This window comes from Paenibacillus terrae, assembly GCF_000943545.1.
Classification (GTDB): domain Bacteria; phylum Bacillota; class Bacilli; order Paenibacillales; family Paenibacillaceae; genus Paenibacillus; species Paenibacillus terrae_A.
Window position 1 is genome coordinate 1 of sequence record NZ_JTHP01000104.1, and the last position, 13,302, is coordinate 13,302.

The 13,302-nt window shown below is 45.8% G+C and carries 11 protein-coding genes and 1 pseudogene; 4 read left to right on the forward strand and 8 right to left on the reverse strand.

Annotation, left to right across the window (positions count from 1 at the left end):
- The first annotated feature begins 30 nt into the window (after window positions 1–30).
- Window positions 31–906, forward strand: a complete 876-nt coding sequence (locus QD47_RS27230) for a GNAT family N-acetyltransferase (RefSeq protein ID WP_044649066.1) — start codon at window positions 31–33, stop codon at window positions 904–906.
- Between the two features lie 48 nt (window positions 907–954).
- On the opposite strand, the gene QD47_RS27235 is transcribed toward QD47_RS27230, so the two are convergent.
- Window positions 955–1,560, reverse strand: a complete 606-nt coding sequence (locus QD47_RS27235) for a GNAT family N-acetyltransferase (protein ID WP_044649067.1) — start codon at window positions 1,558–1,560, stop codon at window positions 955–957.
- Between the two features lie 402 nt (window positions 1,561–1,962).
- Here QD47_RS27235 and QD47_RS27240 point away from each other — a divergent pair, with 402 nt between their 5' ends.
- Window positions 1,963–2,853, forward strand: coding sequence for an RDD family protein (locus QD47_RS27240; RefSeq protein WP_235332380.1), 891 nt, complete (start codon window positions 1,963–1,965; stop codon window positions 2,851–2,853).
- 330 nt (window positions 2,854–3,183) lie between these two features.
- A pseudogene (locus tag QD47_RS27245) lies at window positions 3,184–4,177 on the forward strand (CdaR family transcriptional regulator).
- A 52-nt stretch (window positions 4,178–4,229) separates the two neighbouring features.
- Here the strand turns inward: QD47_RS27245 and QD47_RS27250 are convergent.
- The 5 genes from QD47_RS27250 to QD47_RS27270 form a co-directional block, all read right to left on the reverse strand.
- Window positions 4,230–5,372, reverse strand: coding sequence for a glycerate kinase family protein (locus QD47_RS27250; RefSeq protein ID WP_044649068.1), 1,143 nt, complete (start codon window positions 5,370–5,372; stop codon window positions 4,230–4,232).
- A gap of 21 nt (window positions 5,373–5,393) precedes the next feature.
- Entirely contained in the window at window positions 5,394–6,689 is a 1,296-nt protein-coding gene (locus QD47_RS27255) for a GntP family permease (protein ID WP_044649069.1), read from the reverse strand.
- A gap of 202 nt (window positions 6,690–6,891) precedes the next feature.
- Window positions 6,892–7,263, reverse strand: coding sequence for a DMT family transporter (locus QD47_RS27260; RefSeq protein WP_044649070.1), 372 nt, complete (start codon window positions 7,261–7,263; stop codon window positions 6,892–6,894).
- 54 nt (window positions 7,264–7,317) lie between these two features.
- Window positions 7,318–7,872, reverse strand: coding sequence for a TetR/AcrR family transcriptional regulator (locus QD47_RS27265; RefSeq protein ID WP_044649071.1), 555 nt, complete (start codon window positions 7,870–7,872; stop codon window positions 7,318–7,320).
- Window positions 7,873–8,213: 341 nt separating this feature from the next.
- On the reverse strand, window positions 8,214–9,170 hold the full coding sequence (locus tag QD47_RS27270) for an endo-1,4-beta-xylanase (RefSeq protein WP_044649072.1): 957 nt from the start codon (window positions 9,168–9,170) through the stop codon (window positions 8,214–8,216).
- A gap of 354 nt (window positions 9,171–9,524) precedes the next feature.
- Between QD47_RS27270 and QD47_RS27275 the strand changes: the two genes are divergently transcribed.
- On the forward strand, window positions 9,525–10,970 hold the full coding sequence (locus tag QD47_RS27275; protein ID WP_044649073.1) for a DEAD/DEAH box helicase: 1,446 nt from the start codon (window positions 9,525–9,527) through the stop codon (window positions 10,968–10,970).
- A gap of 79 nt (window positions 10,971–11,049) precedes the next feature.
- On the opposite strand, the gene QD47_RS27280 is transcribed toward QD47_RS27275, so the two are convergent.
- Window positions 11,050–12,156 carry a PRK06851 family protein gene (locus QD47_RS27280; protein WP_044649074.1) on the reverse strand — a complete coding sequence of 369 codons (1,107 nt, stop codon included), beginning with the start codon at window positions 12,154–12,156 and terminating at the stop codon, window positions 11,050–11,052.
- Between the two features lie 179 nt (window positions 12,157–12,335).
- Complete coding sequence (locus tag QD47_RS27285; protein WP_044649075.1) at window positions 12,336–13,274, reverse strand: alpha/beta hydrolase; 939 nt, start codon at window positions 13,272–13,274, stop codon at window positions 12,336–12,338.
- Window positions 13,275–13,302: the final 28 nt, after the last annotated feature.

Genomic DNA, 13,302 nt, shown 5'->3' on the forward strand with positions numbered 1-13,302 from the left:
TATAGCATGAATTTCTAGGGGGGAATAACGGTGATCACCTATATGAGATGCAATGACGTCAGCATGGAACACATTTTTCAAGCATTTTCGCTTGGGTTCTCGGATTATTCCATTCGCCTGACCACGGATCAGGACGATTTCGCAGCACGTTTTTTTGGCCCAGAGGGTAATACACGGAATCACTCTTTCCTTGCCATGGATGAGGATCAACCGATCGGCTTAATTCTCGGTGGTGTCCGACAGTTCGACGGGTACAAGACCATGCGTTGCGGCACGCTATGCATCGCTCCGGCTTACCGTGGTCAGGGGATTAGCAACAAGTTGCTGGAATTACATAAACAAACAGCCATCTCCGCGGACTGCCAGCAGCTATGGCTCGAAGTCATCAAGGATAATCATCGGGCAGTCAAATTATATGAAAAGCAAGGCTACCAGGCACGCTATACGCTGAAATACTACAACGGCACTCTGCCCTCCACCCCAGCCGCTGCCCCCTCATCTTCGTATATTCTTAAGGAAGTTACATTTGATGACGTCGCAGCTTTTCGTAAGACCCTCACCGACTGTCACATCCATTGGCAAAGTGACACACCTTATTACGCCACCAGTACACAGGAAGCTTTTCTCGGCATCTACGAAGTGAATCAAACGTGCCTCGGCATGGTGAGCATGAGTGCTCAGGGTAAAATCAACTTTCTTTGGGTCGATCCTAAGCATCGCAACCAAGGATTAGGATGCGCCCTCCTTCATAGAGCAGCAAAGATCCAAAAGGTTGAGAAGGTATACATCTGTCTGTCCGACAATGACTCTCTTGAAGGCTTTATCCAAAAAATAGGTCTCTCGAAAGACCCCATTGAGCAATATGAAATGGGTATGCTGCTGAAGGTCGATCATGTTGTACAATGATCAACCTTCTTCCTATCCATGCTCCCCCGCTTGATCCACCTACATCTATCATTTCTGAGAACGATTGATATACTCTGATTTGACTAAGGCGCACATATAAAGATCATCATATTTCCCGGAAGTAAATTCATATTGGGAGAGGAGCCCTTCTTGCCGAAAGCCCGCTTTTTCAAGCAAACGCAAGGATTGTGCATTCTCTGGCTCTACTAGCGCCTGAATGCGGTTCAATGAGAGGGTATTAAACCCATAGTCGATTACAGCTGCAAGTACCTCCGACATTAACCCTTGGCCCCAACAGGCTCTGGACAATTCATAGCCCATTTCTGCCCGGTGATGACGTTGATCCCAGTTATGAAATCCGCAAGAACCGATGATTTTACCTTCATTTGTTTGAAGAGCCCAGCGGATTCCCTGATCTGTCTCAAAAATCCGATCATACCAACTGATCTCATCCAGTGCTTCCTGTTCAGACTCAAACGGGCTCAGTCCATAAAACTTCATAACCTGCTCATCTGAAAAGTATTCCAACATGTCCTTGCTGTCCGTCACTACCATTTTTCGTAATACGAGGCGTTCGGTCGTTATAACCGGAAACTCACCTTTCGCATTCTCACCTCTGGCCGCCTTGTTCACTTTTGCCAGTTTTTCTTGCATACCTATGCCTCCCGAGTCTATCGTTACTTTCTTCTTCCAATTATAGAGTAAATGAGAGGAAGGGATATTTATAGTGATTTCTTTGTTTATAGAATGTTTTCCTAAACATGGATTGTAAAATGACCGTTAATATAAGGAGTATGTTTTTAATTATTAAGAAGAGGTGTATTTTTTGGACGAACAGCACGTATCACACAATCCGCAGGAAACTTCAAGACAGATGTACATTCGGCATGGTCAAAATTATGGGGCAGACACCAACAGGATGGCCGAAATATCAAAAACGTACGGGAATTCTACTCTGTATAGACGGTGGGGAGCAACGGTTTTTGATTTCATATTTTTTTTAATCGGGTATATTTGTTTTTTATTTCTGTCATTCAAATAACGGATAGATGGTTTTTGCCTTTAGCGATTGCATCCCGTTGTATTCTGTTTATTGCTTTTTTCAGCTATTATTTGCTTTTGGAAGGTTACACAGGCTATACGCTTGGTAAGTTCGTTTTTCGTATTAAGGTGGTTAACGGGGAAGGAAAGCCTCCTGGTTTTCTTAAATCACTCATTCGTACGCTGCTCAGGCTAATAGACACCAATCCGTTGCTAATGGGTGGGATACCTGCTGGTATCAGCGTGTTAGTGACTGCATCAAGACAACGAATTGGTGATTTAGCCGCAGGTACATATGTTGTAAAGGTGCGGGATTTAGAGCCGATTAGCAAAAAGACAATGAAACGTTCGCTCTTTATATTTTTTACCGCAATGGTGATCTTGGGAGCCTCGTTTGTAAATGCTATTTTTATACTGGTAAACAGTTATGTGCCTCCTGAAGCTCCTGTGAGCAAGAAAGAGCAGAGCTATGTAAGTAAAGATGGACGATTTCAAATCACGGCCCCACTGGACTGGTCAACAGACCCGGACCGTGAAGGGAAAGCAGAGATTGCAATATTCAATCCGTACATTCAAAAGTCCGTTGTGGTACTATCCCACTCGAAAAAGCAATTAGGCAATATAACTCTTCAACAGTATGGTAAGAAAGCTGAAAATAACTTAACCAAAGAGTGGAACCTGTCCAGTGTAGGACCTGTCTCTAACACAACCATTCATGGATATCCTGCTCTTGAGTTCGTGATTAAAGGTAAAAAAGATGTGGATAAATATATCACCCATGTAGCGATTATTGAGACCGAAAAGAATTACTACCAGGTGCTTGGATATGCACCAGCGTCTAAAGACAGCCGTTTAAAGAAGGAACTACACGACATTACCTATAGCTTTCGCGAGGTTCGTCATTAGACAGCGTGGCTGGCAATGAAAAGGGTAAGACGCAAAAGGCAGGTGCTCCTATGAGCCCTGTTTTTTGCGTACAACTATACTCTCCTCCGTAGATTATAATTCAATACTAAAATATATAACATCGTCTAATGGATTATCATAATACGCTGCAATTTCATTTCTATGATAAAATAGGCTGACATTTACGGCAACCTGCCTTATCATGTTGTTCAGATGCACAACATTATGGAAACCCTTTCACAAGTGCAATACGTTACATCACCAAGAATAAGGAGGAATCGCAGACTGTTCCAGTTCTCCGAAAAACAAGCCCAAGACATTGTAGACAAAATGATGAAGGATATTCCATACAATATCAATATTATGAATGAACGGCATCATTATTGGCAGCGGTGAAAGCGAACGGGTTGGGACTATTCACCAAGGAGCTGTTCAGGCGCTCGAAACCGGGAAAATGATTGAAGTATGGCAGGACGGCCACTACGAGAAAAAGGGGACCAATGAGCCCATCGTCATTCATCAGGAGCGGGTCGGTGTCATTGGCATTACAGGCAATCCCGATGAAGTGCGGCCTTTTTGCAATATCGTCAAAACCACGGTGTCCCTCCTGATCGAGCAACGGATCTCTCTGGAGCATCTGGCCCACGAAGCCAACCGTAAAAAATCCGCGCTGGAAATGCTGTTAAATCATCAGGCAGCCTATACCCAAAAAATAAAAAAAGAAGCGGCTCAATATCACATTGATCTGCTTCTAAAAACTTCGGCGGTATATGTAAGGTATCTTCCTGCCGACCCGGTTAATGTAGCCGAGCTGTCCAGTATATTCATGCAGCATCCGTCCTTTCGTATGGAGGAGAACAGCTATCTCATCCTGATGCAAAATCAGGAGGTGACAGACAAGCTGCTGGAGCCGCTTGTGCGTAGCCACCCCCATGTGCTGATTGCCGTCAGCAGACAAGAGCATAACATTGCGGATTGTTATTTGCAGGCCAAGTCAGCCATGAATGTTTTACTGGCTCTACGCCCGCCTGTGCAGATAATCTCTTTTGCAGAAGTCGAATTTTGGGTCAAACTGAGCCAATCCAACCTGACGAACACGATCCATCTGGTCAGCAAGCTGGAAGATACCGTGGATTTGCTGGATACGCTGCGAAGCTTTATTAACCATAACGGCAGTGTCTCCCTCACCGCAGACGAATTAAATATTCACCGGAACACGCTGCAATACCGCCTGAAGCGCATCCATACCTTAACGGGTAAAGATCCCCGGAATCTCCTTCAGCTTTTTGAGCTTACACACGGCTTATTGGCACTGTACCAATGAACTGCTGTATCATGCCAGATCATTCTGCGATTAACGCATATTCCCCTCGCCGTTACTCGCTGAATTGGAGTACTCTTGCGATATTCTCACACGTACGCTCTACGTTTTGCGCCCCTTCCACCAACAGCCTTTCCAGCTCCGAGGCTCCCGGCACGATGCCGAACACCGCATCTATTCCTTCCTTGTACAACGTGTCGATCCCTTCCCCGATATAGCCAGCGACTGCAATGACCTTTTTGCCGGATTGTTTGGCAGCCTGAGCTACCCCATACGGAGTTTTCCCGAATTTGGTCTGAAAATCAATGCCGCCTTCCCCCGTAAAAACGATATCCGCCTTCGCCAGCTTTTGCTTTAACCCGGTGTATTCGATCACAATTTCAATGCCTTTTTGCAGCGCTGCCTGAGTAAAAATCAACAGTCCCGCACCCAATCCACCTGCTGCTCCCGCGCCAGGAAGATCGCGCACATCCTTGCCCAGCTGCCGCTTCACCACATCCGCGTAATGAGCAAGATTGGCATCCAATTGCTGCGCCATCTCCGGTGTTGCCCCTTTTTGCGGACCGAATACATGAGATGCTCCATGCGCTCCGCACAACGGATTCGTCACATCGCAGGCTACGATCAATTGTACCTGCTGCAAGCGTTCATCCAGTGATGAAATATCTATACAGGCCAGCTCGCCAAGACTACCGCCGCCGCGTGGAAGAGTGTTCCCTTTTGCATCAAGAAATCTGGCACCCAGCGCTTCTGCCATCCCTGTACCGCCGTCATTCGTCGCACTTCCACCAATGCCAATAATAATCTTTCGAATCCCTTGATTCAGACATTCACGGATTAACTCACCCGTACCGTAAGTTGTTGTCTTTAGCGGGTTTTTGTTATTCTTGTTGACCAGATGAATTCCGCTGGCGGATGCCATCTCAATTGCCGCAGTAGTGCCGTCTCCCAGCAAGCCGTATGCAGCAGTTACAGGTTCTCCAAGCGGTCCGGTCACCTCGATATAACGAAGCTGCCCGCCTGTCGCATCCACCAGTGACTGCACCGTTCCTTCACCGCCGTCCGCCATAGGGACGTGGACATAATTTGCGGCCGGATAGACCTTACGCAGTCCTTTTTCCATCGCGATACACACTTCTTTTGCTGTCATACTTTCTTTAAAGGAATCTGGCGCCAGCACAAATGTCTTCTCTCTCATCTTCTCACCCCATCATACAAATTAAAGTAAAAATCCATATATCAGTGTCGCTACTATGGCCATTGTTCCACCCACAATAGCTTCATAAGGGATGAGTCCCATCCGTTGTTTAATACTCATTTTCATGCTGTCCGCCGTGACGTGAAAATAGTTGCCTTGTGGCAAGGAGTCGATGACCGTAGCCCCTGTATGCACCATCACAGCCGCGGCGAGCGGGGCCGTCCCCATATTCAGAATCGCTTCCCCAAACGAGCCTGTCGCCAAAATAACTCCCGTTGAGGTCGACGCTGTGGCAGCCGCCATCAGAATACCTGCAAGCGGTGCCAAAAATGTGCCGGAAACTCCCGAGGCTTCAATCAAGCCAACCACCTGAGTAGACAAGTTGGACGCAGAGATCAGACCCGCAATCCCGCCTGCACCGATCAAAATCAGCACGGTCGCCGTCATTTTATTCAAACCGGAGGCCGAATATTTTAAAATATTTCGCCCTTGCCCCATTGCCAGCATACCTACAATCCCGGCAATCGGCAAAATGTACATCGCGTCCACCTTGAAACTCGACAGCGCTTCAATACCGGAGATGGAACCAATCGGATTAATCATCAGCAAAATAACAGCTACCAACGGAGCTACAATTGCCCGTCCCAGCGCCGGGTACTTCGAAGTATCGACATCACTGTCCATCGTATCCTGGTCGGATACCTTCACACCTTTGGTTTTCAACATAGACGCCACCAGGACGGTCACGATCAAACCACATATCGCAGGAACCACACCTGCCAGCATAACATGGCTTAAATCCAGATTGAATCCACGTGCCGCCGCAATCGTATTGGGATTCGGTGAGATGATGTTACCCGCCTTTCCGCCTCCCGATAAGGCCAGCAGGAGCGCCAGCTTGGAAATCCCCATTTTGTTCCCGACCGACAACGCAATAGGTGCCACGATCAGCACTGCGACCGGAATAAATACGCCTACCGCCGTAATAATCATCGTTGCCAAGGCTAGTGCAAGAATTGCTTTGCTACCGCCGAACTTTTTTACAATAGCCTGCGCAATCGTCTCCGCTGCCCCAGACTCCATCATCACACCTGCCAATACACCTGCGGCGAGCACACGAATGACCGTCCCCATCACACTTTGCGTACCGCTAATCAACACACTAATGGTCTGCTCTAAATTGGCCCCGCCTAATAGAGCGCCTACAATGGCTCCCAAAAACAAAGCGTAAACCGGATTCAGCTTTCTTAATATCAGAATAATCGCAATAGCCAGCCCTGCCAGAGCTCCTATCCAACTGATCGTCAACCCTTCCATCTGCCTAACCCCCCGGGCAATTTTTGATTACGCTTTCATTATATCGATTACGGAGGGTGAAAAATATTGAAGAACGGACGAAATTGATTGTGCATTTGCACATACAAAAAGCCCATATTCCTCTTCAGGAATCTGGACTTTGAATACTCTTCAAAAAAGACTGGTTTGCATATTTTCTACTTGAACCACTATATATTTTATCTCACTTTTGAACGATTGAGCTAACTGTTTCTGTTGTACCTTTTGCCTCACCATGTCCTGCACCGAACAGGTTCAGCACCACCACGCCAATAACAATTAAAGAAATGCCTACGATACTTCCTGTATTGATTTTTTCTTTCCAAATCAATACTGAAATAAGCGTTGTAGCAACAGCTCCTACACCTGACCAGATTGCATAAGTCATATTTAGAGGGAGCGTTTTGAGAACCAAAGAGAGAAAAAAGAAGGAAATAAAAAACGCGACAAATGTAAATAAAGTCGGGTACAGTCTGGTAAAGCCTTCTGAAGCCTTAAGCATTGAAGTGCCAATAAGCTCACCAACAATAGAGATTACCAAGAAAAGATAGGCCATTATTCATTCTCCTTTCAGCATTTTGCATCATTCGATTCCCAATGCTTATGGGATTTATGCAAAATGCTCCTTTATATATGTCTTTAATTCTTCCGTAATTTTCTTCCGTAGTTCTTCATTCGGAGGAGCTAACCCGAACATTTCCGCAAACCACAAACCGTCTATAACTAATCGGACCATCGTAGAACGAACCGGATCCAATTCATCGTTTTCGATTTTATTTTGGATATTAGCATACTCGTCCTGAAGTAGTTTTAGCATTTGAGGGTTAGTAAAATGAGCGGCAGAGAGAGCTGTATACAGGTCACTTACGTCCCGATCTCCAGAAAATGATGAATTCATATATGCGCGAGTCCATCTTCCTTTAGATTGCATATCACTTTCTGCTCTCTCATTAAATTCGGTTACAAAGCTGCTCGACAGTTGCTCGACCATGCCCAGAATCAATTCATCTTTATTCGGAAAATGATAAAGTAATCCTCCCTTACTTATTCCCGCCTTCTTGGCAACCGCTTCTAACGTTAATTTCTCTACTCCTTCTTCGTGCACAATTATGGAAGCCGCTTTAAGAATTAATTCTTTTTTTAATGCTGTTTTAGTTGTATTCATTTTTATCACCACCCATTTTATCATACCGTCCAGACGGTTTTATTTCAAGTGGATTAAAGTTTTACATTTAGTAATAGCCAAGTTTGCTCTATGTATTCGTACATGAATCAATTTCATAATACCCTCAGTAGCTTTAATAAAGAGTACATATAGATCAAAATGGTTTAGTTTGTCTATATGTACTATACATTTCGTTGGCTTATTCATTTATGAAATGGATTCACATATAGGTTAAAAAGAAAAAAGCCTTGGGAGCACATCATTTCACCCAAGGCTTAAGCTTTAAAGTCGCTCAAAGCATTCTACTCCCACATTTGAGGTTTTTGGCACCGCCATTGGCATTAGCTGCCCATATATTGTCTCAGCCATTTGAGCGCGGGACGTTCCGAGCCGTTCGAGTTCAGCAGATGTGTATTCGATATCCAGGTTTGCCCCTGAATGTATCCCCAGAGCGTAACGCCCTTCACCGAAGGATGCTGCCATAATACCGGGAATTTCTCCTTGTATCTGGCAAGCTGGGTATTGTCGTCACCAGTTATATCCAGTTCAGACACATAGATTGGCAATCCTGTTGCCGATAGCTTGTTCAGTACAGTGTTCATCGTGTTAACTGAGACGGTGTCCATACTGAACTGGTGGCATTGTATGCCAATTCCGTCAATCAGGCCTCTACTTTTGAGCTGATTAATAATATTGACATATTGGTCGGTTAATGAAGGATCGTTGATAATTCCATATTCATTTATAAGGAGCTTAGAATTAGGAAAGGCTTGTCTGGCCTGTTGGAACGACCATATTACCCAATCCCATCCGGTCGATCCGTCACCACCAATGGCATTGCGGAAGGACGGTTTCTGATGCAGTGGCTCATTCACCACATCTACAAACTCCGAATTCGAATAGCGCTGACCGGCAGCTTTAATCCACTGGGTTACTTCCGCCTTCTGATCAGCTGCCGACAGTCCACTAATCCATCCTGGCTCCTGGGCGCCCCATACCAAGGTGTGAAACTTGAACGGAAATCCATTATTACGGGCATAGTTATAGGCGGTATCTGCCTGCGACCAGTTCATATTGTTACGGTTGCCTTCAACCGAGCCCCACTTGGTTGAATTCTCCGGCGTCACCTGATTCCAGTACGTTCCGTAACTAGGAGGGACACTGCCGGCAATGACATTCCCGAGGAATTTGCTTCCTTTCGCCAGACCAGCATCAGCCTGATTCACCAGAACAGACGATAACAATACACCCGTCAACGCCAAACAGCTTACCAACTTGCCTACTTTAACTCTCAACATATAATCTCCTCCTCACACGTATTAGGTTTGATACTTTTCACAAAAGTAAAACGCTTACATTTACAATTATAATAATAGGTGGTTATTTTTTACTACCTGTGAAAATAAAGATTTAATCCAAGAAACTTTACATCATTGCGGGACAGCCAAACATCTGCGATCCTTTGCTATACATCGTTTCGATTAAATCTAAGCGAAAAATTGCTTTTGCAGTCTGTAACGGCAAGATTGGGGAATATTCGATATGTATTAGAGTGAATCTGGATATAGAGTATACTATATAAGTATAAGTTAGATACACGATGACATTCTATATGTATAGGTATTCCAAATACAGCGAAGAAGAGGTTGAACATGAGTCAGAAGCATTTTTCAGATTATCCATTAAGTGAAGAAATTGTGAGAGCGCTGGATAGTCTAGGCTATGAGACGCCAACAGAAGTTCAGACGAAAGTCATTCCAGTTGCGCTTGAGAAGAAGGATCTTGTTGCCAAATCACAAACAGGTAGCGGCAAAACAGCATCATATGGTATTCCACTCTGTGAGCTAGTAGATTGGAATGAAAATAAGCCCCAAGCTTTAATTCTGACGCCAACCCGTGAACTCGCGTTACAGGTCACCGAAGACATCACGAATATTGGACGCTTTAAGCGGATAAAAGCAACGCCCCTTTATGGGAAACATCCTTTTCATATACAAAAGGCCGAGTTAAAACAAAGAACACATATGGCTGTAGGTACGCCAGGACGTGTACTAGACCATATTGAACGAGGCACGCTATCGTTAGATCGGATGGCCTATCTCGTGATTGATGAGGCTGATGAAATGCTGAATATGGGCTTTATCGAGCAAGTTCAGTCGATCATTCAGGCCCTGCCTAGTGACCGGGTTACGATGTTATTCTCCGCTACTTTTCCTGAGGATGTAGCCAGACTGTCACACAAGTATATGAACGATCCTGTTGAAATTGAAATAAAAGCAGCCGGTATAACGACAGCTACAATTGATCACTCTTTGATTCAGGTGGCAGAGGCGGACAAGCTGGTATTACTTCAAAATCTGCTCATTGTTGAGAATCCTGAGAGTTGCATTATTTTCTGCCGTACGCAGGAGAATGTAGATAAACTATTCAGAGCCTTGGCTGATCTGGAGTATCCGTGTGATCGTATTCATGGGGGGATGGAGCAGGAGGAGCGTTTCGAGGTGATGAATGCGTTCAGAAGAGGACAATTTCGTTACTTGATTGCGACTGATGTAGCTGCTAGAGGTATTGATATCACGAATATCACCCATGTCATTAACTATGATATTCCCCTTGAGAAGGAAAGCTATGTTCATCGTACAGGACGTACGGGACGTGCAGGCAAGACGGGGAAAGCCATTACCCTGGTTACGCCTAAGGATGACCGACGATTAGCCGATATTGAAGCATACATTGGATTCGCAATTCCGAAAGTAAAGGCACCCTCAGAAGAGGCTGTAGATCGCCGTAGAGAAGATTTTGAGCAGAGGCTGCATGTCAGAACTGTACTTAAAAAAGACAAGCGTGAGCAATTAAACCAACAGATTATGAAGCTTAACTTCAATGGCGGCAAGAAGAAGAAATTTAGAGCCGTAGACTTTGTGGGAACCATCGCTAAGCTTGACGGAGTAACCGCAGACGATATCGGGATCATTACGATTCTTGATCATGTAACCGATGTTGAGATTTTGAATGGTAAGGGTCCACTTGTGCTGGAGATTATGAAGAATACGACCGTAAAAGGTAAACTGTTAAAGGTACGCAAGGGGAATAAGTAGAAACTACACGGTATAAAAGAGGGGCTAGGAGAAAGGCGCTATAGACGCACCTTTCCTCTAGCCTTTTTAATTAACAAAATCAGTTGTTCCTGCTCACGGATACCATATATTCCCTAATTTCCCGTTCTATCCGGGATCTTATCTGATCTACAAGGTGGACATCCATCGTCGCCGCATAGATTTCCTTTAACTCATCCCGTAAGGACTTAGCTTGTGTCAGATGCTGTATGGATTGCTTCATGGCTTTAGAGTATCGCTCTTTGATGTCGGCAATAGCATCCGAATGCGCTTCATCTGTGCCGGGCTGTATACATCGCGAATACATATCGACGATTTCATCGGTGGCGTGGACGGGCTCGTACTCATGCGGTGCCGTGCTGTCGAAAATAGCAAACCCAAGCTCTCGCACGATAATCATATCGAGACTGTTCGGATCGAAGCCACAATGGTAGATTTCGATATCAAAGCCACGTTGTATTCCTTCATCCGCTAATTTCTTTAACAGAGTAGATTTACCGGATCCGGCGCGGCCTTTAACCAGATACCTCTTTAAGCCCGCGGTCAGATTAGGGACGTAATCAACAGCCCCCTTCGGCGTAGTCGCGCCTAGAAAACGACGGTCAACCCGACTTACTCTCTCCAATTTCCGATCACCATAGAGGAGTTCAATATACTCCTGGGTCAGTTCATCAGCTAATTGGAAATTCATGCTGGCTATATATATGGTTTCCCATTCGTCGTGAATACGGAGTGCTTCGGCAAAGCCGGAATAGGCTTGGTTATGTGCTTGCGTGATCTGTTCGGTCAAGCTGTCTATTTCTTGCTTCTGCAGATTCAACTGAAGCCTATCGGCTGCCTGCTCTACATCCACGTGTACGATGACTGTCTCAGGCAGTTCGGGCTCAATGACATGTGGTGCCGTTCCATCCACGATTCCTGCTTTTAACTTGGGTATAATTACTCCGTCCAACGAATCGTTATCCGCTGCGCAATGGAGAATCCATATCTCATAGCCTTGCTGTGCCATATGCTCTCCAATTTCTCGAATAAGCCTTGATTTCCCCGTACCAGGGCCTCCTTTTAAGACAAACAAACGTGTTAATCCTTGAAGTGACGAATTATACAGGTTAGCAAATCCTTCAGCCGTATTGCCGCTGGCATAGAAATTAAGGATCGTTCCGTCCATAATCACTCACCTTTCTGGGCTATTGTCATGCTTCATTGTATTAATTTTCTACGGAAAAGGTGCCTTTCATTCCCTACCATCTTTGATAACTGAGGAATTTGCAAATTCCTGAACTGTGTATTACAAAGGGGCTATCTCCCAAGTCGTTTCAGACCTTTGGAGACAGCCCCCTGGATTATTTAAGGATTAAGCGCTCTTGCAATTGCGTCCACATAACTTTGGCTGGCGCGCTGGCTTACTTCCGCTTGCGGAACCATCCCTTCAAAGCTGTGGAATGTGCCGGGATACAGATGAAATTCGACGTCTACACCCGCTTGAGCAAGACGTGCCACATATTCGATCGTCTCATCTCGGAACAGATCGAGCTGGCCTACGCACGTATAGACCGGCGGTAGCCCCGCCAAGCTTTCCGCTCTCGACGGGACCGCATGTGGGGACACCTCGCTATCTTCGGTACGATCGCCCAAGTACATGTTCCAGGCCGCCAAATTGTTCGTCCGGCTCCATGTTGCATTATCGGCCGTAATTTCATGGCTTGACGCCGTAATATTGCGGTCGTCGATCATCGGATACAGCGGCATTTGGAAGACGAGGGCTGGCCCGCCTTTGTCGCGAACCATTAAAGCAAGCGCTGCGGTCAGACCGCCGCCCCCGCTTGCACCGGCAATCGCGATCCGATCCAAGTCGATGCCCAGCAGCTCAGCTTCGCCCGTCATCCACGTCAAGCTGGCATAACAATCATCGATGGCAGCTGGGTAGGGGTGCTCCGGAGCAAGTCGATAATCGACCGATACGACGACACATTTAGCCGCCTGCACGAAGCGTTCGCACAAAGCGTCGTCCATATCAGGATGCCCCATCACATAGCCTCCCCCGTGAATCCACAGCATGGCCGGAAGCTTGGCGTCAGTGCGCTGGGCAGGTTCGTAGATTTTGACCAATATTTCGCCTGCTACGCTTGGAATCATTCGGCTTGTCGTATGTACGTGTTCCGACTTCTCAATGGGAGGACTCGACAAATAGCTTCTGCTCAGTTCTAAATTTTCCTCCAGTTGAAAACCAGGAAATTGTGCTAATACCGGCCTTAATTCTGGCAATACCCGACTTTCAAAATCCATTCGAATCACTCCTATAATTGAATTATGA

What these genes read in the sequence shown, in the direction of transcription:
- QD47_RS27235 (WP_044649067.1), bottom strand. Translation starts at nt 1,560, where the DNA reads ATGCAAGAAAAACTGGCAAAAGTGAACAAGGCGGCCAGAGGTGAGAAT.
- QD47_RS27250 (WP_044649068.1), bottom strand. Translation starts at nt 5,372, where the DNA reads ATGAGAGAGAAGACATTTGTGCTGGCGCCAGATTCCTTTAAAGAAAGT.
- QD47_RS27255 (WP_044649069.1), bottom strand. Translation starts at nt 6,689, where the DNA reads ATGGAAGGGTTGACGATCAGTTGGATAGGAGCTCTGGCAGGGCTGGCT.
- QD47_RS27260 (WP_044649070.1), bottom strand. Translation starts at nt 7,263, where the DNA reads ATGGCCTATCTTTTCTTGGTAATCTCTATTGTTGGTGAGCTTATTGGC.
- QD47_RS27265 (WP_044649071.1), bottom strand. Translation starts at nt 7,872, where the DNA reads ATGAATACAACTAAAACAGCATTAAAAAAAGAATTAATTCTTAAAGCG.
- QD47_RS27270 (WP_044649072.1), bottom strand. Translation starts at nt 9,170, where the DNA reads ATGTTGAGAGTTAAAGTAGGCAAGTTGGTAAGCTGTTTGGCGTTGACG.
- QD47_RS27275 (WP_044649073.1), top strand. Translation starts at nt 9,525, where the DNA reads ATGAGTCAGAAGCATTTTTCAGATTATCCATTAAGTGAAGAAATTGTG.
- QD47_RS27280 (WP_044649074.1), bottom strand. Translation starts at nt 12,156, where the DNA reads ATGGACGGAACGATCCTTAATTTCTATGCCAGCGGCAATACGGCTGAA.
- QD47_RS27285 (WP_044649075.1), bottom strand. Translation starts at nt 13,274, where the DNA reads ATGGATTTTGAAAGTCGGGTATTGCCAGAATTAAGGCCGGTATTAGCA.